Genomic DNA, 26,614 nt, shown 5'->3' with positions numbered 1-26,614 from the left:
GTCTCCCACTACCGAAGCCTGGAACTCTGCGGGCGGGCAATAAAAAGGCGCAGTCACCTGAAGTGACTGCGCCTTTTTTGTGGGCAGATGCGAACGAGGCCGCGACCAACGATGCACGCATCGCCGGGTGGCGGCGCACATGGCTACTGATGCTGACGCCGCGAGCCGCCGATCCGCGAGCCGACTTAGGAGCCGGTTTTACGCGCTGTGGTTTTCTTCGCCGGCGCCTTCCTGGCGGCGGGCGCCTTCTTCGCCGTTGCCTTCTTCGCCGCCGGTTCGGCCTTCACGGCCACCGCGGTATCGCCCTCGTCAGACTCCGTCATCGCCTTCGCCTTCGCCGCCGAGCGAGCGGCCGACGTCTTCGCCGCCGCGCTTTTCGCCGCCGCCGGCTCCTTCTTCTCGAATTCGAAGCCGATCTTGCCGTCGTTCTGCTTGACGAGGAACGCCTTGAAGTTACGTCCCGTACGCGACGACTTGAAGTTCGTCAGCAGATCCGTGCGCCCCTCCTCGAGCAGCCTGGCCATCTGCTCGCGGGCGATTTCCTGCTGCAGGATGACCTTGCCGGAGCGGAAGTCGCACGTCTTCGGATTGGCGACTGAGTTCTCGCAGACATAGCTCATGCCGTGTTCGAACACGCGGCCCTGACACTTCGGGCACGCACCAATCGGCTGCTGATCGGAAAAGTCGGGCGGTTCGCCGTCTTCGCCGCCCGCATCCTGGCCGAAGTCGAACTCGAGCTTGTAGTTCTTGATTTCGTCGTCGAGCGACAGTTTCAGGATTGCCGAGAACGGCCGGCCCATCTTGCTGCGGAAACCCGACAGCGGCCCGATCGTCTTGTTCTGCAGCAGTTCCTCGACTTCGGCGATCTCGAACTGACGGCCGCCCGGAATCTTCGAGATCGAGAAGTCGCACTTCGAGCACGCGAAACGCCGGTAGTTCTCCTTCACCTGGCCGCCGCAATTCGGACAAGGTGTCTGCAAGGTCGCGTAATCGCCCGGGATCGTGTCGGAATCGTATTCCTTCGCGCGCTTGACGATGGTCTGCGTCATGCGCGCGATTTCCTGCATGAACGCATCGCGCGCGAGGTTGCCGCGCTCCATCTGCGACAGCTTGTATTCCCACTCGCCGGTCAGTTCCGGCGCGGTCAGCTCCTTCACGCCGAGGCCGCGCAAGAGCGTCATCAGCTGGAAGGCCTTGGCGGCCGGGATCAGATCGCGGCCTTCGCGGATCAGATATTTTTCGGTGAGCAGGCCTTCGATGATCGCCGCGCGCGTCGCCGGCGTGCCGAGCCCTTTGGCCGCCATCGCTTCGCGCAATTCGTCGTCTTCGACCAGCTTGCCCGCGCCTTCCATCGCCGACAGCAGCGTCGCTTCGTTGTAGCGTGCGGGCGGCTTCGTGACCAGTTGCTGAGCGGCGATCTTGTCGGTCTTGACCTTTTCGTCCTTCTGGACCGGCACGAGGTTCGCGTCATCGCCGCTCGTTTCGCGGCCATAGACCTGCAGCCAACCAGGTTCGACCAGCACCTTGCCCTCGGTCTTGAACTGATGGCCGACCACCTCGGTGATACGTGTCGTCACCCGGTATTCGGCGGCCGGGAAGAACACGGCGAGGAAGCGCTTCACGACGAGGTCGTACAGCTTCTGCTCCGGCTCGGACAGAATCTTCGGTGCCTGCAGCGTCGGGATGATTGCGAAGTGGTCGCTGATCTTCGAATTGTCGAAGATGCGCTTGTTCGGCTTTACCCAACCCTTGTCGAGCACCTGCTTCGCGAACGGCAGGTAGTTGTTGCTCTCCTTGAGCATGCCGAGCGTCTGCTTGACCGTGTCCAGATAGTCTTCCGGCAGCGCGCGCGCGTCGGTTCGCGGATAGGTCAGCACCTTGTGCTTTTCGTACAGTGCCTGAGCCAGACCCAGCGTGTTCTTCGCGGAAAAGCCGAAGCGGCTGTTGGCTTCACGCTGCAGGCTGGTCAGGTCGAACAGGGCGGGCGACAGCTGCGTCGACGGCTTCGACTCCTCGGTCACCGTGCCGAGCTGGCCACGGCAAGCCGCGACGATCGTCTCTGCCGCGGGCAGCGACCAGAGGCGCGAATCACGCTTCTCCGGGTCGAATTCGTCGCGCTTGAATTTCGGGTCGAACCAGCGGCCTTCATAGAAGCCGGCCGCGCAGACGAATTCCGCCTTCACTTCCCAGTAGTCGCGCGGCACGAAGCGTCGAATTTTTTCTTCGCGCTCGACGACGATCGACAAGGTCGGCGTCTGCACGCGCCCGACCGTGGTCAGAAAGAAGCCGCCACCCTTGCTGTTGAAGGCGGTCATTGCGCGCGTGCCGTTGATGCCGACGAGCCAGTCCGCTTCCGAGCGGCAGCGCGCCGCATCGGCGAGCGGCTGCATTTCTTCGTCGCTGCGCAGATGCGCGAAACCGTCGCGGATCGAGCCGGCCGTCATCGACTGCAGCCACAGCCGTTGCACCGGCTGTTTGGCTTTCGCGTGCTGCGCGATCAGGCGGAAAATCAGCTCGCCCTCCCGCCCCGCGTCGCACGCGTTGATCAAACGGTCGATGTCCTTGCGCTTCATCAGCTTGGTCAGCACCTTCAGGCGCGATTCGCTTTTCGCGATCGGATTCAGATCGAAATGCGGGGGAATGACCGGCAGGTTGGCAAAGCTCCACTTGCCGCGCTTGACTTCGTATTCGTCGGGCGCGGCGATTTCCAGCAGATGGCCGACTGCCGAGGAAAGGACGTAGTCGTCGCTTTCGTAGTACTCGTCATGCTTGGTAAACCCGCCCAAAGCGCGCGCGATATCGTTCGCGACAGAAGGCTTTTCGGCGATGATCAGTGCTTTGGACATGACTCGATGTGAGGTTGGTGGATCCGGGTTGGTGGCCTTGAGCGCCAACATGGCGCGCGACGCTCGCTTCAGACCGTTTTCGACCCAATAACGACCGCTTTATAGCACAAGCCGCGAACTGGTCGTGTCAAGCGCGATAAAAGCGCGCAATCATAGTTGCGCGTCTGGCAGTTGATCAACTGCTGCAAACGCCGTGTGCGGACAGCGATGCCGGCCGTGGTGTTGTCCCCAATAATGGTCAACGACAGGCCGCGCCACGCGTCTTTTCGTGTTGCCGGCGGGGCGGCGCGCAAGGCCGCCTTCAGGCGACCGCTAGCGCCGGCCGCAGCTTCGGTGCGCCGGTCACGCCGGGCAGTGCGGTCAGATCCGACAGCATCCGCTCTACGATCGATACCTGCGGTAAAACCGTACCGAAGAATCGTGTTGTGACCGAGTCTTCGATCAGGACGGTCGGGAAATTCTCGACGTCCAGATCGTCGAAGCGATCTGCATGGGTTTCGATGTCGATCCATGCGAAACAGACTTCCGGGTGCCGGTCGGCCAACTGGTTGAAAGCGTCCCGGTACTCGCGACACGTCCCGCACCACTCCGCGCACAGGCATGCAACGAACAGCGTGTCGGGTTCGTTGACGCGCTCGGCGATCCGGTCCTGATCCGTGTCGAGGTTCAGCGCGGGCATGAAGTGGTTTCCTTGAGTACTTTGTCGGGTGCTTTGGCGCGAATGTAGCATGGCCGGTCGGGAAGAGTGGCCAATGTCGGTTGACGCCGGTCAGTCTCGGCTCAGTCATGATGGGCTCGCATGAAGCGGCCGCCAGGCAGCAGCGTGACCTCGCCGGCGAGTTCGAGCCGCAGCAAGGCGGCGTGCAGGGCGGCGTCCTGCATTTCGGTGCGGGTGGCGAGAATTTCAAGCGTAGTCGGCGAATGACCGAGCGCGGCGAGCAGGCGTTCGGTGTCGGAGGCGAGCGCCGGCTGGAAGGCCGGTTCGGACGGCGCCGGGTCGGCGAAGGCGGCGGTCGCAGCTTGCGAAGCTTGCGCTCCCAGCGAAATGCACAAACCGGCGTGCTCCGACGGCACGGCCCGTTTCGCCGCTCGTCCGGCGTTGCTCACCGGCCGCCGGGTGAAGCCCAGTTCCTCCAGCACCTCGTCGGGCGTTTCAACGAGCCGCGCTCCCTGCTTGATCATGCGATGACAGCCGCGCGACAACGGCGCGTGAATCGATCCGGGCAACGCAAACACCTCGCGCCCCATCTCATTGGCGAGCCGCGCGGTAATCAGCGAACCGGACCGCATCGCCGCCTCGACGATCACGACCCCGCTGACCAGCCCGGCGATCAGCCGGTTGCGCTGCGGGAAATTCGCGGCGCGCGCCGGCGTGCCGAGCGGCCATTCCGAGAGAATCGCGCCTTGCTCAGAGATCTGCCGCGCCAGCGCATGATGCGCGGCCGGATACACGAGGTCCGCGCCGGTACCGATTACCGCGACCGTCCCTCCGACGCCTTCCAGCCCGCCCCGATGCGCGGCGCTGTCGATGCCGAGCGCGAGCCCTGACACGACCGTCACGGCCGCAGCTGACAGGTAGCGTGCGAACCGACGCGCATCTTCGATGCCCTGCGGCGTCGCGCTTCGGCTACCCACCAGCGCGACGGCTCGCGTATGCAGCAGTTCGAGGCGGCCCTTTATATATAGCAGAGGCGGCGGATCCGGCATCGTCAGGAGTGCGGGCGGGTAGGCGGGGTCGTCGAGCGTGACGATCTGATTGCCCGGCAGTTCACGCCATGCGAGCACTGCATCGAGCTGGCCGTCGAACGCCGGACCCGGTGGCGCCAACACGGCGCGAGCCGCGGCTTCACCGGCAACGTCTGCCAGCACGTCCTGCGGCTGCGCCAGAATCGCTTCCGGCAGCCCGAACGCGCCCAGCAACATGCGCAACGCCGCGGGTTTGAGGCCCGGCGCAAGCGACAGCCGCAGCCAGGCGGCCAGTTCTATACGGGTTGCGGGCAAGGTCTGCATGCGGGTCGCTCCTTTGGCTGGGCCTGCGCACAGGCGGGCGCCATGCTAGAATTTTCATCATCCGAAATAAACCGCGACAAACCGCGAGCCACCGCGGCGCCGGGCTTACCGGCGCGGGTTGATCGTCGGGCGTACGAGGTGCGTTGAATCGAACCGGTTCGACACCATCTATCCTCTGCGCATTACGACGGGCTCACAACCTGGCCGAATGGCCAACGCGAGCCTCCCAACGGTGAGCGGCGTCAGAAATCACACTCAAAATCATGGCTTTACTGAACATCCTCAATTACCCGGACAAACGGCTGCACAAAGTGGCGAAGCCGGTCACGGAGGTCAACGACCGTATCCGCCGTCTGGTCGCGGACATGGCCGAAACGATGTACGCGGCGCCCGGCGTCGGCTTGGCCGCCACCCAGGTGGACGTGCATGAGCGTGTGATCGTGATCGACGTGTCGGAAACGCACGACGAGCTGCTCGTGCTCATCAACCCGGAAATCGTCTGGTCGAGCGATGAGAGGAAGCTCTCGGAAGAGGGCTGTCTGTCGGTGCCCGGCATCTACGACAACGTCGAGCGCGCCGAAAAAGTGCGCGTGCGCGCACTGAACGAGAAGGGCGAGACGTTCGAGCTCGATTGCGAAGGGCTGCTCGCCGTGTGTGTCCAGCACGAGATGGATCATCTGATGGGCCGCGTGTTCGTCGAATATCTGTCGCCGCTGAAGCAAACGCGCATCAAGAGCAAGATGAAGAAGCTCGCCCACGCCATGTAACGCGCTTTCAAACTTGCCTGCTGCCCATTCATGAGTCATTTGTTGCGCGTCATCTTTGCCGGCACGCCGGAATTCGCCGCGGCCGCGCTGGCCGCGATTCATCGAGCCGGGTTTCCGGTTCCGCTCGTGCTGACGCAGCCGGACCGGCCCGCGGGACGCGGCATGAAACTGCAGGCGAGCCCGGTCAAGCGCTACGCGCAGGAGCACGGCCTCGCGCTCGCGCAGCCCACGTCGCTGCGCCGCGCCGGCAAATATCCGCAGGAAGCCGCCGCCGCGATCGAGCAACTGCGCACGACGCCGCACGACGTGATGGTGGTCGCCGCCTACGGGCTGATCCTGCCGCAAGAAGTGCTCGACATTCCGCGCTTTGGTTGCATCAACATTCACGCGTCGCTGTTGCCGCGCTGGCGCGGCGCGGCGCCGATTCATCGCGCGATCGAGGCGGGTGACGCGCAGACCGGCATCACACTGATGCAGATGGACGCCGGCCTCGACACCGGCGCGATGATCTCCGAAGTGCGCACCCCCATTTCCGCCGACGACACCACCGCCACACTGCACGACCGACTCGCCGAGGACGGCGCGCAGCTAATTGTCGATGCGCTGATTGAACTCGAGCGCAGCGGCAAGCTGGCGTCGACCCCGCAGCCGGCCGACGGCGTGAGCTACGCCGAGAAAATCGCCAAGCACGAAGCGGCGCTCGACTGGCGCCGGTCGGCCGAGGCGCTTGCGCGTCAGGTGCGCGCGTTCGACCCATTCCCCGGCGGTGCCGGCACGCTCGAAGACGGCAGCCTCGTCAAGATCTGGGCCGCCACGGCCGTGGCCGCGCCGGCCCGGGGCAACCACAAGGCGCCCGGCACCATCACCGAGGTTTCACCCGACGGCGTGCTGGTCGCCTGTGGCGAAGGCGCGCTGCGTCTGACGCAACTGCAGAAGCCCGGCGGCAAGCGCCTGCCGGTGCGCGAATTCCTCGCTGGTTCGACGCTCACCGAAGGGCAGCGCTTCCAGCTTCCCGCGGCAGAATAAGCGGCTCGCGCGCTAGAATCCTCCATGCAGCAGACCAGGTTTCGAGGGTTCGTCACATGTTCGGCATCGTCCATTTCGAGTTTTTCATCGTCGCGGTTTTTCTCCTGAACATCACGCCAGGACCGGATACCGCGTATATCGTCGGGCGCAGCGTCGCACAGGGCCGCGGCGCCGGGCTGATGTCGGCGCTCGGTATTTCGGCGGGCTGCTGCATTCACTCGCTTGCCTGCGCGTTCGGCCTGACCGCGCTGCTGGCCGCATCCGCCACGGCGTTCACCATCGTTAAATTGGTCGGCGCGATCTATCTGATGTATCTGGGCGTGCGCCTCATCTTCTCGAAGCCGACGGCGGATGCGCCCGCCGGCGACACGCGCGCGCCGTCCGCGCCGAAGTCGCTGCGGCAGCTTTTCCTGCAAGGCTTCTGGACCAACGTGCTGAACCCGAAGGTCGTGCTGTTCTTTGTGTCGTTCTTCCCGCAATTCGTCGCGACCGGCAGCGAGCACAAGACGTTCGCCTTCCTCACGCTCGGTGCGGTCTTCGTACTGATGAGCACTGTCTGGAACAGCTTCGTCGCGTGGATCGCTGGCAGCGTGACGCAGCGTTTCTCGGGCAAACCGGCGGTCAAGCGGTGGCTCGATCGCGGCGTCGGCAGCGCGTTTGTCGGCTTGGGCGTCAAGCTCGCAACCGCCTCGCGGTAATTGAATTTTCCCGAACCGCCCTTATCTAACATTCCGCTTACAATTTGGCGCCGCAATCGCGCGGCACGGAGACGAAGGCCACGCTTGGGCAAGGAGTTGCAGACATGTTTAACTGGGTTAAAACCGCGATGTTGATGGCCGCGATCACGGCCCTTTTCGTCGTGATCGGCGGGATGATCGGCGGGTCGCGCGGCATGATGGTCGCGCTCGTGATCGCCCTGGGAATGAATTTCTTCTCGTACTGGTTCTCCGACAAGATGGTCCTGCGCATGTACAACGCGCAGGAAGTCGACGAAAACAGTGCGCCGCAGTTCTATCGGATGGTGCGCGATCTGGCCACGCGCGCGAATCTGCCGATGCCGCGCGTCTACCTGATCAACGAGGACGCACCGAACGCATTTGCCACTGGCCGCAATCCGGAACACGCGGCCGTCGCGGCGACCACCGGCATTTTGCGCGTATTGTCCGAGCGCGAAATGCGCGGCGTAATGGCGCACGAACTCGCGCACGTGAAGCATCGCGACATCCTGATCTCGACGATTTCGGCGACGATGGCCGGCGCGATTTCCGCGTTGGCGAACTTCGCGATGTTCTTCGGCGGCCGCGACGAAAATGGCCGTCCGGCCAATCCGATCGCGAGCATCGCCGTTGCGCTGCTCGCACCGATCGCTGGCGCGATGATCCAGATGGCGATTTCGCGTGCGCGCGAATTCGAAGCCGACCGTGGCGGCGCGCAGATTTCGGGTGATCCGCAGGCACTAGCATCGGCGCTCGACAAGATTCATCGCTATGCGAGCGGCATTCCGTTCCCGACTGCCGAGGCGCATCCGGCCACCGCGCAGATGATGATCATGAATCCGCTGTCGGGCGGCGGTATCGCGAATCTGTTTTCGACGCACCCTGCGACCGAAGAACGGATTGCGCGTCTGATGGAAATGGCGCGCACCGGGCGCTTCGAATAAGGTGCGGCGTCACCTCTGAGCGTCAAGGGTGACAAGCCGAAAAGCGGGCTCGCGAGGCCCGCTTTTTTCGTGCATTTCCTCGCCACCGAGCGACAACGTCCACCGGCGCCACCCGCCCGCGACGGCGCCCCATCAGCGCCACGCTACAATGTGCGCAGATTGCGCCGCGCACCGTGCGGCGAGCCCTTACTCCCTTCATGACTTCAAAGCCTTCTTCGCGTTCTGCTTCTTCGTCGTCGCGTTCGCGCGAATCCCGTTTGTCGACGCTGCATCTGTCGCCCGAATCGCTCGGGTTCGCGCTCGACTGCGCCGCCCAGGCCGTCGGCGCCGTGCGTCTCGGCGCGGCGTTGCCCGCGGCGTTGCAAAGCGTCTTCGTGGCGGTGCCCGAGGGTAACGCCGCAGCGGCGCGCGGTGCGGTGCAGGACATCGCGTATCGCACGATGCGCCGTCTCGGGACCGTCGAGTGGCTGATCGCGAAGCTCGTCAAGAAAGCGCCTGCGCCGCATGTCGCGCATGTGCTCGCGTGCGCGCTTGCGCTGCTCGTCGACGACGAAGCGAGCGCCGCCTACACGCCGTTTACTGTCGTCGACCAGGCGGTCAGCGCGATCGGCGCGCGCCGCGAGTTCGCGTTCGCCAAGGGGCTCGTCAACGCGGTGCTGCGCAACTTCTTGCGTGAGCGCGAGGCGCTGCTCGCCGCCGTGCAAGCGGACGAAGTGGCGCGCTGGAACTATCCGGTGTGGTGGATCGACGCCGTGAAGCGCGCATGGCCTGAGGCGTGGCAATCGGTGCTGGCCGCCGGCAACACGCAAGGTCCGTTGACGTTGCGCGTGAACGCGCGCCATTCGACGGTCGATGCTTATCTGCAAGCGCTGCAACGCCAGCAGATCGCCGCGACCAAGGCTGGCGAGCACGCTGTAACGCTCGCTACGCCGATGCCAGTCGAACGCATTCCGGGCTTCAGCGAAGGCATCGTGTCCGTGCAGGACGCGGGCGCGCAGCTCGCCGCGCAACTGCTCGGCGTGCGCGACGGCATGCGCGTGCTCGACGCGTGCGCGGCCCCCGGCGGCAAAACCGGCCATCTGCTCGAGCTCGCCAACATTGAACTCGTCGCGCTCGAAAGCGATGCGTCGCGCGCGCGCCGCATCGGTGAAAACCTGCGGCGTCTGAAGCTCGAAGCGGAAGTGCGTATCGGCGACGCGGGCGCGCCCGCGCAATGGCACGACGACCTCGATCAGCCGTTCGACCGCATCCTCGCCGACGTGCCGTGCTCGGCGTCGGGCATCGTGCGGCGTCATCCGGATATCCGCTGGCTGCGTCGTCAGTCCGATATCTCGGCACTCGTCGCTGAACAGCGCCGCATTCTCGACGCGTTGTGGCCGCTCGTGAAACCAGGCGGCGAGTTACTTTACGTGACGTGTTCGATCTTCCCCGAAGAGGGCGAGCTGCAGGCACAGTGGTTTGGAAACCAGCATCAGGATGCGGTACGATTGGACGCGCCGGGGCAGCTGTTACCCTCAGTTGACTGCGCGCCCGCCGACCCATTGGCCGGTTCTCATGCCGGACAGCACGCTGAATTCAGCGCCGGCGCGAACTTAGACCACGACGGATTTTTCTACGCGCGCTTCCAGAAACGGTGACCATCAAACGCTTTTTCCCGCTTCGGCTCGCTGCCGTGCTCTGGATCGCGCTGGCCGTCTGGCTTGCAGTGCCGGGCGTGGCACACGCTGACTCGATCGCGGTACAGCGGGCGTCGCTGCAGGCTGACAATGGCGGCTGGAGTCTCGACGCGCATTTCGAATTCGATCTGAACAGCAATCTCGAAGACGCGGTCAACAAAGGCATTCCGCTTTACTTCACGACCGATTTCGAACTGAGCCGACCGCGCTGGTACTGGTTCGACGAGCAGCCGGTCAATGTGTCGCAAAGTTTGCGACTGTCGTTCCAGCCGCTCACGCGCGAATACCGCGTGTCGAGCGTACAGTCGGGCGGCTTGCAACTCGGCTTTTCCACGCTCAAGGATGCACTCGCGGTCATCAAGCACGTGACGTCGTGGCACGTGATCGACCGTAATCAGGTGCGCGTCGGCGAAACCTATATCGCATCGGTGCGCATGGCGCTCGATATCGGGCTGATGCCCAAGCCCTTCCAGATCGACGCGGTGAACAACCGCGACTGGAACCTCGCCTCCGACTGGAAGCGCTTCACTTTCACGGCGGCCGAACATGCTAAATAAAGTGCGCTCATCTTCCACCAGTGTGAGCAGCATCGTCGTGCGCGTGCTGGTGTCGACGGTAGCGGTGACGGCCGTGCTGCTGCTCGTGTTGCTGGCCGCCGCGAGCGCGAACACCGAATTCTTCGACCGCTATTACCAATGGCTGTATGCGGCCAACGTCGCGGTTGCGCTCGTCTTCCTGCTGGTGGTGACGACGCTCGTCATCATCATCATCGTGCGATTACGCACGGGCAAATTCGGCACGCGGCTGCTTGCGAAGCTGGCGTTCTTCATGGCGCTGGTCGGCGTGGTGCCGGGTGGCATCATCTATATCGTGTCGTATCAGTTCGTATCGCGCAGTATCGAGTCGTGGTTCGATGTGAACGTCGAAACCGCGCTCGCGTCCGGGCTCAATCTCGGGCGCGGCATGCTCGATGCGTCGCTGTCCGATCTGCAGACGAAGGCGCGTCTGATGTCCGAGCAACTCGCGAGCGCGGATGCCGCCGGTACCACGCTGACCCTGCTGCGTCTGCGCGATCAGTTCGGCGTGCAGGACGCGACGATCGTCGAGCCGACTCGCAGCATGTCGGGCGCGGCGCCGGACATGCACGTGGTCGCGCAGGCGTCGGGCAACTACGCGATGCTGCTGCCGAACGATCTGCCGACACCGCTGATGATCGAGCAGGCGCGCGGTCACGGCTATGCCGCCATCGAAGGTGAAGTGGACGGCGACCCGCAGACGCACGGCGGCAAGGGCACGCTGCGTCTGCGCGTCGTGCAGCGTATTCCCGATTCGAACGCGTCGCTATTGCAACCCGCCGAGCGCTTCCTGCAGCTGACGCAGCCGGTCTCGACAACGCTCGCACGCAATGCCGATTCCGTGCAGCGCGCGTATCGCGAGTATCAGGAGAAGGCACTCGGGCGCACCGGTCTGCGCAAGATGTACATCGGCACGCTGACGTTGTCACTGTTCCTCGCGACCTTCATCGCAATGATGCTCGCGCTCGCGCTCGGCAATCAGCTCGCGCGGCCGCTGTTCCTGCTCGCGCAGGGCACGAAGGAAATTACCGAGGGCGACTACACGCCCAAACGCGAAATCAAGTCACGTGACGAGCTGGGCTTCCTCACGCAGTCGTTCAACGCAATGACGCGGCAGCTCTCGGAAGCGCGCGGGGCGGTCGAGAAAAATCGTATCGCGCTGGAGCATTCGAAGGCGTATCTCGAAAGCATTCTCGCGAACCTGACCGCGGGCGTGTTCGTATTCGACCGGCAGTTCCGGCTGACCACCGCGAATCGCGGCGCCGAGCGGATCTTCCGTCAGCCCTTCCAGACGGTGCTCGGTTCGTCGCTCGATCAGATCGGCGTGCTCGGCGATTTCGGTGCGATGGTGCGCAAAGCTTTTGCCGATCGCGAAGCAGCGAGCGAAGTTGGCCAAAACGACAACGGCCACTGGCAGCAGCAGTTTTCGGTGCCGGTGGCTGGCGAGGCCGAGCCGCTCACGTTGCTCGTGCGCGGCGCGCGCCTCGTCGCGGCGAACGAGCGCGATGCCGAAGACTTGCAGACCTCGGGCTACGTTATCGTCTTCGACGACATCTCCGACGTGATCTCCGCACAGCGTTCGATCGCCTGGGGCGAAGTCGCGCGGCGGCTCGCGCACGAGATCAAGAATCCGCTCACGCCGATTCAACTCTCGGCCGAGCGTTTGCAGATGAAACTCGCCGACAAGCTCGCGCCGTCAGATGCTGACGTGTTGAAGCGCGGCGCGACGACGATCGTCAATCAGGTCGCAGCGATGAAGCAGATGGTCGACAATTTTCGCGACTACGCACGCACGCCACCCGCCGTACTCGCGCATCTGCAGTTGAACGATCTGGTCAGCGAAGTGCTGACGCTGTACGGTATAGAGGAAGGCAAGGGTGCGATCCAGGTCGAGCTTGCGGCATTGCCCGCGATACGCGGCGACGCGACGCAGTTGCGTCAGGTGATCCACAACCTGCTGCAGAACGCGCAGGACGCGGTGGCCGAGGTCGCGCATCCGCGTGTTTTGCTCGAGACGAGGACAGTAGAATACGGAGACCCCGACGCGCAAGGCAAGGCACGCGTCGCGGTACGTCTGACCGTGTCGGATAACGGACCAGGTTTCCCCGCGCGTATCCTCACGCGCGCGTTCGAGCCGTACGTGACGACCAAGGCTAAGGGTACGGGTCTGGGACTTGCGATGGTCAAGAAGATCGTCGACGAACACGGCGCGCGCATCGACATTCGTAATCGCATGAAGGCTGGCGACGTAGTCGAAGGCGCGCAGATTTCGATCCTCTTCCTTCAGCTTGCGGAAGACCCCGCGCATCCGGCGCACAGCAGTGCGTCGCAGGGAACGACAAAAGCAACAGTGCAGACAAGGGCAGCGTAAATGGCAACCATCCTGGTGGTAGATGATGAAATGGGCATCCGGGAATTGCTCTCGGAGATCCTGAGCGACGAGGGACACGTCGTGGAGGCCGCTGAGAACGCGCAGGAGGCGCGCGAGTTCCGTTTGCGTCAGGTGCCGGATCTCGTGCTGCTCGACATCTGGATGCCGGACACCGACGGCGTGACCTTGCTCAAGGAATGGGCTGCGCAAGGTCAGTTGACGATGCCCGTCATCATGATGTCCGGCCACGCGACGATCGACACCGCGGTCGAAGCCACCAAGATCGGCGCGCTCAACTTCCTCGAAAAGCCGATCGCGTTGCAAAAGCTGCTGAAGGCGGTCGAGCAGGGACTCGCGCGTGGTAACGCGGCGCCCGTGCCTGGCGGCGTGGCTGCGAAGCCGGCGCTGCCGGTCAGCGCAACGTCAGTCGCGTCGTCGGCCGCGTTGCCGATACTGTCGAGCGATGGCCTCGGCGGCGGCGCGCTCGCTGCGCAAACCGCATCGATCTCGTTCGACATTCCGCTGCGCGATGCGCGCGACGCGTTCGAACGCGCGTACTTCGAATATCACCTCGCGCGCGAGAATGGCAGCATGACGCGCGTCGCGGAGAAGACCGGGCTCGAGCGCACGCATCTTTATCGCAAGCTGAAGCAACTCGGCGTCGATCTCGGCAAGAACAAGGGAGAGTGAGCGCCATCCGTTGCAGGCGAACGCGGCCCGGCAAGGTTTTTTATGAAAGGGCTTGCTGAACTGCGGATCGCTTGGTATAGTTTCGTTCTTCGTTGGCCCGGTAGCTCAGTTGGTAGAGCAGCGGATTGAAAATCCGCGTGTCGGTGGTTCGATTCCGCCCCAGGCCACCAGGATTCAGCCCCAGGAAATCGCAAGATTCCTGGGGCTTTTCCGTTTGGCGGGCAAGTCGTTGCTTCGGCTTGCCATGCAGTTCGAGCCGCGCGCGTGGGACCGCTAGTGTCGGTGTCGTTCGGTGCCGCGTGATAAAATCGCGCCAGTTCAAGGACTTGCATGCAGGCGTCGCACGCGGTCGTGCAGCGCGCGCATGCGGTGCCGAACGCATCGCAACGCCGAAGCACCCAATCCTTCGTCCGACGATCGGCGGTACAAGCGCCCGGCCACGTTCACGCGCAACCCGCGACCTATACTGCTTTGGACCGGCACAGAGCCGGCACACGTCGCGCCGCGTTGCTTGCATGGCGCATCTCGCGCAGCGCGACGTGGCACTCTCATTCACGGAGTATCACGGTGATCCGCAAAGACGCTAAGCGTAGCGCGCTCGTGCTGTTTTCCGGCGGCCAGGATTCCGCCACGTGTCTCGCGTGGGCGCTCGATCGCTACGACACGGTCGAAACGCTCGGCTTCGATTATGGTCAGCGGCACCGTGTCGAACTCGAGTGCCGCGAGGGGTTCCGTCAGGCCATCGTGCGCGCATTTCCGGCTTGGGCCGGCCGTCTCGGCGACGATCACATGATTGACCTGTCGCTGCTCGGTGCGATCAGCGACACCGCGATGACACGCGAGATCGAGATTGAGGCGACGGCCAATGGTTTGCCGAACACGTTCGTGCCGGGCCGCAATCTGATGTTCATGACGATTGCCGCGGCCATTGCGTATCGGCGCGGCTTGCAGGTGCTGGTCGGCGGGATGTGCGAAACGGACTTCTCGGGCTACCCCGATTGCCGCGACGACACGATGAAGGCGCTGCAGGTCACGCTGAATCTCGGCATGGACAAGCGCTTCGCGCTGGAGACGCCGCTGATGTGGCTCGACAAGGCCGACACGTGGCGTCTCGCCCACGAGCTCGGCGGCGACGAGCTGGTGGAACTGGTACGCGTCGAGACGCATACCTGCTATGTCGGCGAACGCGCCGAGCTGCACGCGTGGGGCTTCGGCTGCGGCGCATGCCCGGCATGCCGGTTGCGCAAGCGTGGCTATGAGGCTTACCTTGCCGGTGAGAAAGTCAGCGAGCCGGTCTGACGGTTCGGGCGGCAGCGCCGATCATTGATTCAGGAACACAGGACAGAAAGCAGCATGACGTACGCGGTGAAGGAAATCTTCTACACACTACAGGGCGAGGGAGCGAATGCCGGCCGGCCGGCCGTGTTCTGCCGCTTCGCGGGCTGCAATCTGTGGTCGGGCCGCGAAGAGGATCGCGCGGAAGCCGTCTGCCGTTTCTGCGATACCGATTTCGTCGGCACCGACGGCGAGAACGGCGGCAAATACCGCACCCCCGAAGAACTGGTCGCGACAATCGCGTCGCAGTGGCCGCAGGGCGAGGGCCAACGTTTCGTCGTGTGCACCGGCGGCGAGCCGATGCTGCAGATCGATCAGCCGCTCGTCGACGCGCTGCACGCGGCGGGCTTCGAAATCGCGATCGAAACCAACGGCTCGCTGCCGGTGCTCGACACGATCGACTGGATCTGCGTGAGCCCCAAGGCCGACGCGCCGCTCGTCGTGACGAAGGGCAACGAACTGAAGGTCGTGGTTCCGCAGGACAACCAGCGTCTCGCCGACTACGCGAAGCTCGACTTCGAGTATTTCCTTGTCCAGCCGATGGACGGACCGTCGCGCGACCTCAACACGAAGCTCGCGATCGATTGGTGCAAGCGTCATCCGCAGTGGCGCCTGTCGATGCAGACTCACAAGTATCTGAACATTCCCTGATTTGCCGTGCTGACGATTACCCGAAAACTCGAATTCGACGCGGGCCACCGCATTCCCGATCACCGCAGCCAGTGCCGTAATCTGCACGGTCATCGCTACGTGCTCGAAATCACGTTGCAAGGCGATCTGGTCGACACCGAAGGCGCACCCGATCGCGGTATGGTGATGGATTTCGCCGACGTGAAGTCGCTCGCAACCGAGCACCTGGTCGACAAGTGGGACCACGCGTTTCTCGTCTATGAAGGCGACACGCAGGTGCGTGGCTTTCTCGACAGCATGGCGGGTCACAAGACGGTCGTGATCGATCGCATTCCCACCGTCGAAAACCTCGCCGCGATTGCGTTCCACATACTCGCGAATGTCTACGACGCGCACTACGGCGTGAACCTGCGCCTGCACAAAGTGCGGCTGTACGAAACGCCGAATTGCTGGGCAGACGTCGTCCGCGACTAGCTCTGCACCTCAAGCCATATCCCGCCGCGCGAGCGAACCTTCGCGTTATTGTCACGGTATGATCGTTCCGACAACCACGCGGAGCGAGTCATGCCGGTTCCCGCATTGCGACGCAGCAGGCTTCGAGGCCGTCATCGCCCCGGTGCCTGCGTGATTCGCTATCTGGCCCCGCTTCGCACTGCAAAACTGCGCGAGGCCAGCCGATGAGCACCTTCACCAATTCCCTCAAACAACGTCTAAAGGACAACGCGCCGCTGTTCGGGCTGTGGCTGTCACTCGGCAGCGACGCCGCGGCCGAAGCGCTCGCGCACGCCGGCTTCGACTGGCTGTTGATCGACATGGAGCACGCGCCCAACGATAGCGGCGGCGTCGAGTCGCAATTGCGCGCGATCGCCGCCGCGCATCTGCCGAGCGAGCCGGTGGTGCGCGTGCCCGCGAGCGAGCCGTGGCTCGTCAAGCACGTGCTTGACGCCGGAGCGCGTACGCTGATGTTCCCTAACATCGAATCCGCTGAAGACGCGGCACGCGCCGTGCGGCTCACGCAATATCCGACCGCCGAGGCGCTCGACGGCCTGCGCGGCGTCGCGGGCGTCGTGCGCGCGGCCGGTTATGGCATGCGCCGCGATTACCTGCAGACGGCCAACGCGCAGATCGCGACGATTGTCCAGATCGAATCGGCGGCCGGCTTGCAGGAGGTCGAGCAAATCGCGGCGACGCCGGGCGTCGATTGCCTGTTCGTCGGGCCGGCCGATCTGGCCGCGAGTCTCGGTCATCTCGGCGACGCGAAGCACGCGGAGGTGCAGGCGGCCATGGCGCGCGTCGTCAGCGCGGCGGACAAGGCCGGCATTGCCGCCGGCATTTTCGCCATGGACGTGGCGGGTGCGCGGCAGCATCGTGATGCCGGCTTTCGCTTCGTCGCGCTGGCCGCCGATGTGATCTGGATGTTGCGCGCGACGCGTCAGGCATTACAGGAGGTGCGGTCATGAACGGCAGAGTGCAGGGTGTTGCCGGGCGCGTTATCGCGCGGGCGACGGCGCGCGTGATCTTCGCCGCGGCGCTGCTCGCGAGTGGCGCGTGGGAGGCCGCATACGCGCAGGATCGCGTCGCGAAGGCGGATGATCCGCAGACACAATCCGCGGTGGCCGACTACAACGCCGGCAACCTCGGCGCGGCGCTGGCCGAATTCCGCCAGGCCGCCGAGCGCGGTAGCCGGCTCGCCCAATTCAATTACGCGATGATGTTGCTCAACGGCGAGGGCGCGCCGGTCAACGTCGACGAAGGCAAGAAGTGGCTACGCAAGGCCGCCGACGCGAACATGTCGCACGCGCAATACGTGTACGGGAAGATGTACGACGATGGCGAGTTCGTCGAGCGCGACCCGGTGGAGGCGCATCGCTGGTTCATGAAGGCGGCCGAGCAGGGGCACGTGCAGGCGGAGCTGGCGCTCGCGAATCAGTTCCTCGATGGGCGAGGCACCGGGCGCGACAACAGGCAGGCGTTCGTCTGGTACAAGAAGGCGGCGCAGGGCGGCGACATGACCGCGCAGTATGTAACCGGCTCGTTCTACGAGCGCGGCGGAGATGGTGTCGACAGGAATCTGAATGTGGCGCGCGCGTATTACGCGGCCGCGGCGGCGCAGGGTGACCCCGCGGCGCGCCTGAAGTATCAGCAATTGAGTGCGCAGCTGCGCGATCAGAAGGAAGTGAAACCGCAGTGACGAAACAGGGCGCCCGCAAGGAGCGCCCTGTGTTCATGTTCTATCGCTGCGTGCGGCCAGTTGCGGTTAGCTCTGCATCAAGCGCTTCTGTCGCGCGACGCTCATGATCAGCCCGATCGCGACGCCCAACGTGGTCAGCGCAGTGCCGCCGTAACTCATGAACGGCAATGGCACGCCGACCACCGGCAGAATCCCGCTTACCATGCCGATATTGACGAACGCGTACGTGAAGAACGCCATCGTCAACGAGCCGGCCAGTAATCGCCCGAACAAGGTCGCGCCATTGGCTGCGATGTAAAGTCCGCGCGCGATCAATAGCATGTATAGCGTGAGGAGCACGATCCCGCCCGCCAAACCGAACTCTTCCGAAAACACGGCGAAGATGAAGTCGGTGTGCTTTTCGGGGATGAACTCCAGATGCGCCTGCGTGCCCTTCAGCCAGCCCTTGCCGAGCGGGCCGCCCGAGCCGATCGCGATGACCGCCTGAATCGTGTGGAAGCCTTTGCCGAGCGGGTCCGAAGTCGGATCGAGCAGCGTGCAGATGCGGTGCTTCTGATAGTCGTGCATCAGCGGCCACTGCACTTCGGGCTGACAGATCTTGTCCTGGAACGCGGCGATCGAACCGACCGCGATCACGGCTGCGATCAGCACCGGCACGATCAGCTTGAAGCTCAGTCCCGCGAAGTAAATCACGAACAAGCCGGCCGCGAACACGAGCACGGCCGTGCCGAGGTCGGGCTGCTTCGCGATCAGCCCGACCGGCACGATGAGGATCGCGAAGCCGACCAGGTAGTCGTACCAGCGCATCACACCTTCGCGGCGGTGGAAGTACCAGGCGAGCATCAGCGGCGTGGCGATCTTCAGGATTTCCGACGGCTGGATTACCACGCCGACGTTGATCCAGCGCTTCGCGCCCTTGCGCGTGAGGCCGAACATGGCGACCGCGACCAGTAACGCGATGCCGAACGTATAAAGCGGAACCGCGAAGCGCATCAGCGTATTGGGCGGCACATTGGCGAGCGCCCACATCAGCACGAAGGTCAGCAGGATGTTGCGCAACTGGTCTTCGACGCGGCCCGGCATGTCGAGGGTCGCGCTGTACAGCGTGACGATGCCCACGCACAGCAGCAGAAATACGATCAGTGCGAGCGGACGGTCGAAGCCCACGAACATCCGTTTGATGCGGTCGAGCCAGGCGCGCTTGTCGAATTGCATGCCTTTCTCCTTATTCGTCGATGCCGCCGGCGGCCGGCTGGCGTGGCGACGCGTCCTGGACGCTGTCCTCGCGGGACGGCGCCGTGGCGGTCGGCGTCGGCTCGCTCGCCGGACGGGGTTTATGCGGGGCGCCGGGCGAACGCGGCGCGGATTTCTTTGCGGCGGCCGAAGCCGAAGCGGGCGTCGCCGCCGACGCCGCTCGCGCGGCGGTAGCCGAAGCCGTGGCCGGTGCGCTGGCCGGCGCCATTGCCGCTGCGCCCGCCGACGCCGCCACCGCCGCAGACGCGCCATTGGCGCCCGAAGCCGCAACAGCCGCGGACGCACCCGAGGCCCCAACAGCCGCTGCCTCCGACGCCCCCGGCATCGGCAGCGCCGTGAAGCCCGCCGCAATCCTGAGGGGCTGAGCGCCTTCACGCGGTGCCGGCACATCGCCGACCTGTGGCGCGGATGCTTCGAGCGTGGTCGATGCCGCTGCCGCGACGGCCGCTGCCTCCGCGCCGGGCTTGTTCCTGCCGATCAGGTAGTAGTCGAGCACCTTACGCGCGATAGGACCGGCGGCCTCCGCGCCCCAGCCGCCGTTTTCGACAATCAGCGCGAGTGCGATCTTCGGTTGATCGACCGGTGCGAACGCGATGAACAGCGCGTGATCGCGCAGATTCTCGGCGATCGCGTGACCCTTGTAGTTCGCGCCCTGCAACGAGTACACCTGGGCGGTGCCGGTCTTGCCGGCCGCCTGGTACGGCGCGCCCGCGAACACTTTGGCTGCCGTGCCGCCCGTCACCACGCCTTCCATCGCGCGCTTGATGAAGTCGATGTCCTGCTGCCTGACATCGATCTTGTCGCTCGGATCACGCACCACCGGCCGCGTTTCCCTGGAGATCGGATTTTCGATGTCGCGCACGAGGTGCGGCTTCATCACGACGCCGTTGTTCGCGAGCGTTGCGGTGGCATGCGCGAGTTGAAGGATGGTGAACGAGTTGTAGCCCTGGCCGATGCCGAGGCTGACCGTCTCGCCTTCGTACCACTTCTGCTGTTCGGGGCGGCGGTACGCGCGACGCTTCCAGTCGGTCGATGGCAGGATGCCCTTCGCCTCGCCTGCGATGTCGATGCCGGTGATCTGCCCAAAGCCCCACGGCTTCATGAAGTTCGCGATGTTGTTCACGCCGAGGTCGTGCGCGAGCATGTAGAAGTACGTGTCGTTCGACACGACGATCGCGCGATTCATGTCGATCCAGCCTTGGCCCGAGCGCACGTCGTTACGGAACGTGTGGCCGCCGAACGTGTAGTAGCCGGGGTCCTGGAAGCCCCAGCTCGGCGTGCGCTTGTGCAGTGTCAGCGCGGCGAGCGCCATGAACGGCTTGTAGGTCGAGCCCGGCGGATAGGTGCCGTGCAGCGGCCGGTTCAGAAGCGGGTGGTCGGGCGAGTTGTTCAGCTCGTCCCACGTCTGCTGGTCGATGCCGTCGACGAATGAGTTCGGATCGAAGCTCGGCGCCGACACGAATGCGAGCACATCGCCAGTCGATGGTTCGATCGCGACGAGCGCGCCGCGGCGTCCGGCGAACGCCTGCTCGGCGACCTGCTGAAGGCCGATGTCGAGCGACAGCACGAGATTGTTGCCCGGCGTCGCCTGGGTGCGCGACAGCGTGCGCACGGGGCGGCCGCCCGCCGTCACCTCGACTTCCTCGAAACCGGTCTGGCCGTGCAGCTCGGTTTCGTAGCTCTGCTCGACGCCGATCTTGCCGATGTAATCGGTGCCCTTGTAGTTGTTCGCGTCCAGGCGCGGATCGTAGTGGTCTGGATCGCTGTCGTTCTGATCGCTGGCGTCGTCGATACGGTCCTGGTCGCGCTGCGAAATCCGTCCGATATAGCCGATCACGTGGGCAGCGGTCGGCCCGAGCGGGTACTGGCGGAACAATCGCGCGCGCACTTCGACGCCGGGGAAGCGGAAGCGCTGCGCCGTGAAGCGCGCGACTTCGTCATCGGTCAGGCGCGTGCGGATTGGCAGACTCTCGAAGTTCTTCGAGTCTTCCAGCAGCTTCTTGAAGCGGCGGCGGTCGCGCGCGTCGATCGAGACGACCGTGGCGAGGTTGTCGATCACGTTCTCGAGCGTGTCGTTCAACTTCGACGGGGTGATTTCGAGCGTATAAGCCGAGTAGTTCTTGGCGAGCACGACGCCGTTGCGGTCGGTGATGATGCCGCGGTTCGGCACGATCGGCGCGACGGAGATGCGGTTTTCATCGGCCTGCAACGAGTACTTGCTGTAGTGCCAGACCTGCAGGAACAGGAAGCGGAAGCCGATCAGCCCGAAGCAGACGAACACGAACAGGCCCGCCGCCGCGACGCGCAGGCGGAACTTCGTGAGCTGCTGTTGAGTGTCCTTGAATTCGGTCATGCGATTCTGCAAAAGGCCCGTCTGCGGCCATCAAGAGAGTGCGTGCCCCAACCGGCCGCGGCCGGTGGGCGCAACGCGGGATCAAATGGGCCGCGTGTCGTCCGGGTCGGCGGGTCGGCGCTGCGGCATCAGCAGCAAGATGCTCGCAACCGGCCACAGCGCGGCTTCGACGAAACCGTCGATCAGATAGCTCCAGCCCGGAAATGCCGCACCGGTCAACAGCCGTATCACAAACGGCACCAGTTGCGCGACGACGAGCAGCGGCATCACCGCGAACGTTTGCACGCCAAGCGACATCCACAGCACGCGGCGATGAATCGTGATCGCGCCGTACGACAGCAGCGTGTACGCGAGCGCGTGCTCGCCGAGCAGGCTCGCGTTGTGCACGTCCATCAGCAGGCCGAGCAGAAACGCGATGCCCATGCCGACCTTGCGCGGCTGATGCACATTCCAGAAAAGCAGCACGAGCGCGACGAAATCCGGTACGCCGGCGAGACGCCCCCAGGGCATCAGGTTCAGCAGGAACGCCGCGGCGAGGCTGAACGCGATGAAGTACGGATTGACCGGCTGCAGGATGTATTGCGGGCGGTTCATGGCTGAGCCCCCGGCGCGGCCTGCGGCTTCGCGTTCTTCGCGGCGACCGCCTTGTCGGCTTTTCTCTCGGCAGCGGGCTTCTCGGACTTCTTGTCGGCGGCGGCTCTGGCCGGCGCTTTTTCCGTGGTTTTGGCGGCGGGCTTTTCGGCCGTAGCCTTATTGGCGGCGGTGTCCTCGCCCGGCTTGGCTGTGGATTTGTCCGCGACGCCCTTGCCGCCCTTCTTCGCTTTCGCGTCCTTCGCGACGGTGGCCGCGTCGGGTTCGGCAGCCGGGCGCGGCGGCGCGTCGTTCTGGACGTGCAGCACGAGCACCTGACGTGCGCCGCGCACCGCCGCGATGGGCAGACTGATCACGCGCGCAAACGCGGTGTCGGCCTGCTTATCGACGCGCACGACCTTCGCGACCGGCAGCCCCGGCGGATACACGCCGTCGAGGCCGCTCGTGACGAGCTCGTCGCCGGTCTGCACGTCGGCGCTGATCGGCACGAAGCGCAGATCGAGCGTGTCTCCCTTCGGCGTGCCGTAGATCACGCTGCGCAAGCCGGTGCGCAGGATTTCGACCGGCACGGCCTGGTCCTTGTCCGTCAGCAGCGTGACTTCCGCCTGCAGCGGGAACACCCGGGTGACCTGGCCGATCACGCCGTCTTCGTCGACGACCGGCGAGCCGTTCTGGACACCTTGTTGCGCGCCGCGTCCGATCACGACCTTCTGGGTGAATGGATCGCGCGTGTCGTACTGGATTTCGGCGGGCAGCGATTGCGTGGTCAGGCGCTGCGACAGTTGCAGCAGCGCGCGCAGATGGCCATTTTCGGCGGCGAGCGACGCCGCCGTATTGGCTTGCTGCGACAGTTGCAGGTCCTTCGTGCGCAGCTTCTCGTTTTCCTGGCGTAATGTGGCGCTCGTCACGGCGATGTCGGCGGCGCCCAGGAAGATATCGCGCGGCACGAGCGCCGCGCGCTGCAACGGATAAAGTCCCGCGCCGAGCACGCCGCGGACGATTTCGAGCGTCTGGAAGCGGGCATCGGAGATCAGCAGGGCGAGCGCCAGCACGACGAAGAACACCAGCCGGGCGAGAGCGGAGGGGCCTTGCTTGAACAGGGGCGGCGGACTGTATTCCATGGTCGGCGCCGGGGGCGTGAGCGGTTGGGTGAGACGGTGGCGCGCAAGGTGCGTGCGGTCAGCGCGCGTCGGCTGGTCGGCCCAGCCGACGACAAAGCGGCCCACAAGGGGCCGTGTGCCAGATCCGCGCTACTGACATGGGAGAAAAGCTCGCTTACTCGTACGAGAAGATGCTGCCGAGCTTGTCCATGCGTTCGAGCGCCATGCCCGAGCCGCGCACCACGCAGGTCAGCGGGTCTTCGGCGACGAGCACCGGCAGGCCGGTCTCTTCGGCGAGCAGGCGGTCCAGATCGCGCAGCAGCGCGCCGCCACCGGTCAGCATCATGCCGCGTTCGGCGATGTCCGCGCCGAGTTCCGGCGGTGTCTGTTCGAGCGCGATCTTCACCGACGACACGATCTGGTTCAGCGGATCGGTCAGCGCTTCGAGGATTTCGTTGCTGGAAATCGTGAAGCTGCGTGGAATGCCTTCCGACAGATTGCGGCCTTTCACTTCCATTTCCTTGACTTCCGAGCCCGGGAACGCGGAGCCGATTTCCTTCTTGATGGCTTCGGCGGTCTGTTCGCCGATCAGCATGCCGTAGTTGCGGCGGATGTAGTTGACGATCGCTTCGTCGAACTTGTCGCCGCCGACGCGTACCGAGCCCTTGTACACGATACCACCGAGCGAGATCACGCCGACTTCGGTCGTGCCGCCGCCAATGTCGACGACCATCGAACCCGTTGCCTCCGACACCGGCAGGCCCGCGCCGATCGCCGCGGCCATTGGTTCTTCGATCAGGTACACCTGCGAGGCGCCTGCGCCGTGCGCGGCTTCCTTGATCGCCCGGCGCTCGACCTGGGTCGAGCCGCACGGCACGCAAATGATGATGCGCGGCGACGGCGAGAACATGCGCGATTCATGAGCGGTCTTGATGAACTGCTTGATCATCTGCTCGGTGACGGTGAAGTCGGCGATCACGCCGTCTTTCATCGGGCGGATCGCCTCGATGTTGCCCGGCACCTTGCCGAGCATCTGCTTGGCTTCCTTGCCGACTGCCTGAATGGTCTTCTTGCCGTTGGGACCGCCTTCCTGGCGGATCGACACGACCGACGGTTCGTCGAGAACGATGCCCTTGCCGCGCATATAGATAAGCGTGTTGGCGGTGCCGAGGTCAATGGCCAGATCGTTGGAGAAGTAGCTGCGCAAAAAACCGAACATTCAAAATCCTGTCTCGCGGGGGCCGGGCCTCGCACCGTATGCGTAGGGCGGCAGCGGAATAAACAACAGCTTCAACCGGGCGAAGTGGCGCCACAGGAACTTGAAGCTGCGGGGGAGTCTACCGGAGGCCGTTGCAAAGCCAGGGCGGAAAGCTTCGGACGTTGTTGGAATTGTCCGTAAGGCCTTGGTAAGTCGGTCCGGGTTTGGGTCGAACGCGTAATGATACCTTATAATTTTGGATGTTTTGCAGGAAACGGAAGGCACTTTTTAACCCTGCCATTCCTTTTCTATTCTTGTCCTATCTTGTCGTAACCCGCTGTTACAACGCGATTTTTTGAAAGTGTTGTGACCTTCCACCCTTTCCGGTGACTGCATGGCTCTGACCCTGATCGATGTAAAACGCATCGCGCATCTCGCGCGGCTCGAACTGGCCGATGCCGACGCCGAGCACACGCGTGCCCAGCTCAATGATTTCTTCGGCCTCGTCGAACAGATGCAGGCGGTCGATACCACCGGCATTGCGCCGCTTGCTCACCCGATCGAGCAGATCGAAGACGTCGCGCTGCGTCTGCGTGACGACGCCGTCACCGAGGCGGTCGAGCGCGAGGCTTTCCAGCGCCCCGCGCCGGCCGTGCAGGACGGCCTGTACCTCGTGCCGAAGGTGATCGAATAAGACCCGCCGGGCAGACTCCGGGTCCGGCCCCGGCGCGATCCTCTGCGCCGCAGCCGCGCGGCCGCGTCGCGAACCACGCCGGACCGGTCTGCCAACGGGCAACCGAACGCCTCCACGGCAGCGTGACCGCGCTGCCGCGCTTTCCAGGATAAAACGCAATGCATGAAAAAAGTCTGACCGAACTGCGCGCCGCGCTCGCGGCCAAGGAATGCTCCGCAGTCGAACTGGCGCAGCTGTACCTCAAGCGGATCGACGCGGCCAATAGCCTGAACGCGTTCATCCAGGTCGACCCCGAACTCACGCTCACCCAGGCGAATGCCGCCGACGCGCTACTGCACACCGGCCACGCCGGCCCGCTCGTCGGCCTGCCGATCGCGCACAAGGACGTGTTCGTCACGAAGGGCTGGCGCTCCACGGCCGGCTCGAAGATGCTCGCGAATTACGAAAGCCCGTTCGACGCGACCGTGGTCGCGCGTCTGCAAAACGCCGGCATGGTGTGCGTCGGTAAGACCAACATGGATGAGTTCGCGATGGGCTCGTCCAACGAGAATTCATACTTCGGCCCGGTGCAGAATCCGTGGGACCGCAAGGCGGTGCCGGGCGGTTCGTCGGGCGGCTCCGCGGCCGCCGTGGCCGCGCGCCTCGCGCCCGCCGCGACCGGCACCGACACCGGCGGCTCGATCCGCCAGCCGGCGTCGTTCTCGGGCATCACCGGCATCAAGCCGACGTACGGCCGCGTGTCGCGCTACGGCATGATCGCGTTCGCGTCGTCGCTCGATCAGGGCGGCCCGATGGCGCAAAGCGCAGCGGACTGCGCGACGCTGCTCAACGCAATGGCCGGCTTCGACGAGCGCGACTCGACCAGCCTCGCGCACGCGCACGAGGACTACACCCGCTACCTCGGCAAGTCCTGGCAAGACGGTGGCGCGGACAAGCCGCTCGCCGGTCTGCGCATCGGTCTGCCGAAAGAGTACTTCGGCGCCGGTCTTGCCGACGACGTGCGCGCGTCCATCGACGCGGCGTTGAAGCAGTACGAAACGCTCGGCGCGACGCTCGTCGAGGTGTCGCTGCCGAAAACCGAACTGTCGATTCCGGTCTACTACGTGATCGCGCCGGCGGAAGCATCGTCGAACCTGTCGCGTTTCGACGGCGTGCGCTTCGGCCATCGCGCGGCCGAGTACCGCGATCTGCTCGACATGTACAAGAAGTCGCGCGCCGAAGGCTTCGGCCCGGAGGTGAAGCGCCGCATTCTGGTCGGCACCTACGTGCTGTCGCACGGCTATTACGACGCGTACTACCTGCAGGCGCAGAAGATCCGCCGCATCATCGCGCAGGACTTCCAGGAAGCGTTCAGGCAGTGTGACGTGATCATGGGACCGGTCGCACCGTCGGTGGCATGGGACATCGGCGCGAAGGGCGACGATCCCGTGCAGATGTATCTGGCCGACATCTATACGCTGTCGGTGAGCCTCGCTGGCCTGCCGGGCATGAGCGTGCCGTGCGGCTTCGGCGCGGGCGCGAATGCGCAGCGTCCGGTCGGTCTGCAGATCATCGGCAACTATTTCAACGAAGCCCGGATGCTCCAGGTGGCCGACGCGTTCCAGCGCGCGACCGACTGGCACCGTCAGGCACCGGCAGGAGTGTGAG

General features: G+C 64.5%; 23 protein-coding genes and 1 tRNA gene. 16 read left to right on the top strand and 8 right to left on the bottom strand.

The genetic code is table 11. The features are described from left to right. Positions 1 to 185: 185 nt before the first annotated feature. From LJ655_RS08780 to dprA, 3 genes are all read right to left on the bottom strand, one after another. Positions 186 to 2,846 carry a DNA topoisomerase III gene (locus tag LJ655_RS08780; RefSeq protein WP_230560860.1) on the bottom strand — a complete coding sequence of 887 codons (2,661 nt, stop codon included), beginning with the start codon at positions 2,844 to 2,846 and terminating at the stop codon, positions 186 to 188. A 301-nt stretch (positions 2,847 to 3,147) separates the two neighbouring features. Continuing rightward, positions 3,148 to 3,525 carry a thioredoxin family protein gene (locus LJ655_RS08775; protein WP_230560859.1) on the bottom strand — a complete coding sequence of 126 codons (378 nt, stop codon included), beginning with the start codon at positions 3,523 to 3,525 and terminating at the stop codon, positions 3,148 to 3,150. 101 nt (positions 3,526 to 3,626) lie between these two features. Next, positions 3,627 to 4,856: a DNA-processing protein DprA gene (gene dprA, locus LJ655_RS08770; RefSeq protein WP_230560858.1), complete on the bottom strand. Its 1,230-nt coding sequence runs from the start codon at positions 4,854 to 4,856 to the stop codon at positions 3,627 to 3,629. 263 nt (positions 4,857 to 5,119) lie between these two features. Between dprA and def the strand changes: the two genes are divergently transcribed. From def to LJ655_RS08700, 14 genes are all read left to right on the top strand, one after another. Continuing rightward, positions 5,120 to 5,623 carry a peptide deformylase gene (gene def, locus LJ655_RS08765; RefSeq protein ID WP_230560857.1) on the top strand — a complete coding sequence of 168 codons (504 nt, stop codon included), beginning with the start codon at positions 5,120 to 5,122 and terminating at the stop codon, positions 5,621 to 5,623. A 30-nt stretch (positions 5,624 to 5,653) separates the two neighbouring features. After that, the gene (gene fmt / locus LJ655_RS08760) at positions 5,654 to 6,649 is read left to right on the top strand and encodes a methionyl-tRNA formyltransferase (RefSeq protein ID WP_230560856.1); all 996 of its coding nucleotides are present in this window, start codon (positions 5,654 to 5,656) and stop codon (positions 6,647 to 6,649) included. A 56-nt stretch (positions 6,650 to 6,705) separates the two neighbouring features. Continuing rightward, on the top strand, positions 6,706 to 7,347 hold the full coding sequence (locus LJ655_RS08755) for a LysE family translocator (RefSeq protein WP_230560855.1): 642 nt from the start codon (positions 6,706 to 6,708) through the stop codon (positions 7,345 to 7,347). A gap of 104 nt (positions 7,348 to 7,451) precedes the next feature. Then, positions 7,452 to 8,309, top strand: a complete 858-nt coding sequence (gene htpX / locus LJ655_RS08750; RefSeq protein ID WP_230560854.1) for a zinc metalloprotease HtpX — start codon at positions 7,452 to 7,454, stop codon at positions 8,307 to 8,309. A 197-nt stretch (positions 8,310 to 8,506) separates the two neighbouring features. Next, positions 8,507 to 9,946: a 16S rRNA (cytosine(967)-C(5))-methyltransferase RsmB gene (gene rsmB, locus LJ655_RS08745; protein ID WP_230560853.1), complete on the top strand. Its 1,440-nt coding sequence runs from the start codon at positions 8,507 to 8,509 to the stop codon at positions 9,944 to 9,946. After that, positions 9,943 to 10,542 (top strand): DUF4390 domain-containing protein, encoded by a 600-nt coding sequence (locus LJ655_RS08740; RefSeq protein ID WP_230560852.1) that lies wholly within the window; start codon positions 9,943 to 9,945, stop codon positions 10,540 to 10,542. The genes rsmB and LJ655_RS08740 overlap by 4 nt, the downstream gene beginning before the upstream one ends. Then, complete coding sequence (locus LJ655_RS08735; RefSeq protein WP_230560851.1) at positions 10,532 to 12,931, top strand: sensor histidine kinase; 2,400 nt, start codon at positions 10,532 to 10,534, stop codon at positions 12,929 to 12,931. Before LJ655_RS08740 ends, LJ655_RS08735 begins: the two co-directional genes overlap by 11 nt. Next, positions 12,932 to 13,621, top strand: a complete 690-nt coding sequence (gene esaR, locus LJ655_RS08730; RefSeq protein ID WP_230560850.1) for a response regulator transcription factor EsaR — start codon at positions 12,932 to 12,934, stop codon at positions 13,619 to 13,621. A gap of 94 nt (positions 13,622 to 13,715) precedes the next feature. Next, a tRNA-Phe gene (locus LJ655_RS08725) sits at positions 13,716 to 13,791 on the top strand. A 397-nt stretch (positions 13,792 to 14,188) separates the two neighbouring features. Then, complete coding sequence (queC, locus tag LJ655_RS08720) at positions 14,189 to 14,920, top strand: 7-cyano-7-deazaguanine synthase QueC (RefSeq protein WP_230560849.1); 732 nt, start codon at positions 14,189 to 14,191, stop codon at positions 14,918 to 14,920. Between the two features lie 54 nt (positions 14,921 to 14,974). After that, positions 14,975 to 15,607: a 7-carboxy-7-deazaguanine synthase gene (queE, locus tag LJ655_RS08715; protein ID WP_230560848.1), complete on the top strand. Its 633-nt coding sequence runs from the start codon at positions 14,975 to 14,977 to the stop codon at positions 15,605 to 15,607. A gap of 6 nt (positions 15,608 to 15,613) precedes the next feature. After that, positions 15,614 to 16,060, top strand: coding sequence for a 6-carboxytetrahydropterin synthase QueD (gene queD, locus LJ655_RS08710; protein ID WP_230560847.1), 447 nt, complete (start codon positions 15,614 to 15,616; stop codon positions 16,058 to 16,060). A gap of 203 nt (positions 16,061 to 16,263) precedes the next feature. Continuing rightward, complete coding sequence (locus tag LJ655_RS08705; RefSeq protein ID WP_230560846.1) at positions 16,264 to 17,046, top strand: HpcH/HpaI aldolase family protein; 783 nt, start codon at positions 16,264 to 16,266, stop codon at positions 17,044 to 17,046. Then, complete coding sequence (locus LJ655_RS08700) at positions 17,043 to 17,777, top strand: tetratricopeptide repeat protein (protein WP_230560845.1); 735 nt, start codon at positions 17,043 to 17,045, stop codon at positions 17,775 to 17,777. Before LJ655_RS08705 ends, LJ655_RS08700 begins: the two co-directional genes overlap by 4 nt. 66 nt (positions 17,778 to 17,843) lie before the next feature. On the opposite strand, the gene rodA is transcribed toward LJ655_RS08700, so the two are convergent. The 5 genes from rodA to LJ655_RS08675 all read right to left on the bottom strand — a co-directional run bounded on the left by rodA (position 17,844) and on the right by LJ655_RS08675 (position 24,294). After that, the gene (rodA, locus tag LJ655_RS08695; RefSeq protein ID WP_230560844.1) at positions 17,844 to 18,992 is read right to left on the bottom strand and encodes a rod shape-determining protein RodA; all 1,149 of its coding nucleotides are present in this window, start codon (positions 18,990 to 18,992) and stop codon (positions 17,844 to 17,846) included. A gap of 10 nt (positions 18,993 to 19,002) precedes the next feature. Continuing rightward, entirely contained in the window at positions 19,003 to 21,384 is a 2,382-nt protein-coding gene (gene mrdA / locus LJ655_RS08690; RefSeq protein WP_230560843.1) for a penicillin-binding protein 2, read from the bottom strand. Positions 21,385 to 21,465: 81 nt separating this feature from the next. Further along, on the bottom strand, positions 21,466 to 21,978 hold the full coding sequence (mreD, locus tag LJ655_RS08685; protein WP_230560842.1) for a rod shape-determining protein MreD: 513 nt from the start codon (positions 21,976 to 21,978) through the stop codon (positions 21,466 to 21,468). Next, positions 21,975 to 23,096, bottom strand: a complete 1,122-nt coding sequence (gene mreC, locus LJ655_RS08680; RefSeq protein ID WP_230560841.1) for a rod shape-determining protein MreC — start codon at positions 23,094 to 23,096, stop codon at positions 21,975 to 21,977. The genes mreD and mreC overlap by 4 nt, the downstream gene beginning before the upstream one ends. A 154-nt stretch (positions 23,097 to 23,250) precedes the next feature. Beyond that, a complete protein-coding gene (locus LJ655_RS08675) occupies positions 23,251 to 24,294 on the bottom strand; it encodes a rod shape-determining protein (protein WP_004189550.1) in 1,044 nt (347 codons plus the stop codon). A gap of 373 nt (positions 24,295 to 24,667) precedes the next feature. On the opposite strand from LJ655_RS08675, the gene gatC reads away from it, so the two are divergent. Both gatC and gatA read left to right on the top strand, forming a co-directional pair. Continuing rightward, positions 24,668 to 24,967: an Asp-tRNA(Asn)/Glu-tRNA(Gln) amidotransferase subunit GatC gene (gene gatC, locus LJ655_RS08670; protein ID WP_008924125.1), complete on the top strand. Its 300-nt coding sequence runs from the start codon at positions 24,668 to 24,670 to the stop codon at positions 24,965 to 24,967. 158 nt (positions 24,968 to 25,125) lie between these two features. Beyond that, positions 25,126 to 26,613, top strand: a complete 1,488-nt coding sequence (gatA, locus tag LJ655_RS08665) for an Asp-tRNA(Asn)/Glu-tRNA(Gln) amidotransferase subunit GatA (protein WP_230560840.1) — start codon at positions 25,126 to 25,128, stop codon at positions 26,611 to 26,613. Position 26,614 lies beyond the last annotated feature (1 nt).

It is taken from the genome of Paraburkholderia translucens (genome assembly GCF_020881035.1).
In the GTDB taxonomy this organism is placed as follows: domain Bacteria; phylum Pseudomonadota; class Gammaproteobacteria; order Burkholderiales; family Burkholderiaceae; genus Paraburkholderia; species Paraburkholderia translucens.
The sequence above is the reverse complement of the archived record's forward strand: the minus strand, read 5'-3'. Positions and strand labels throughout refer to the sequence as shown.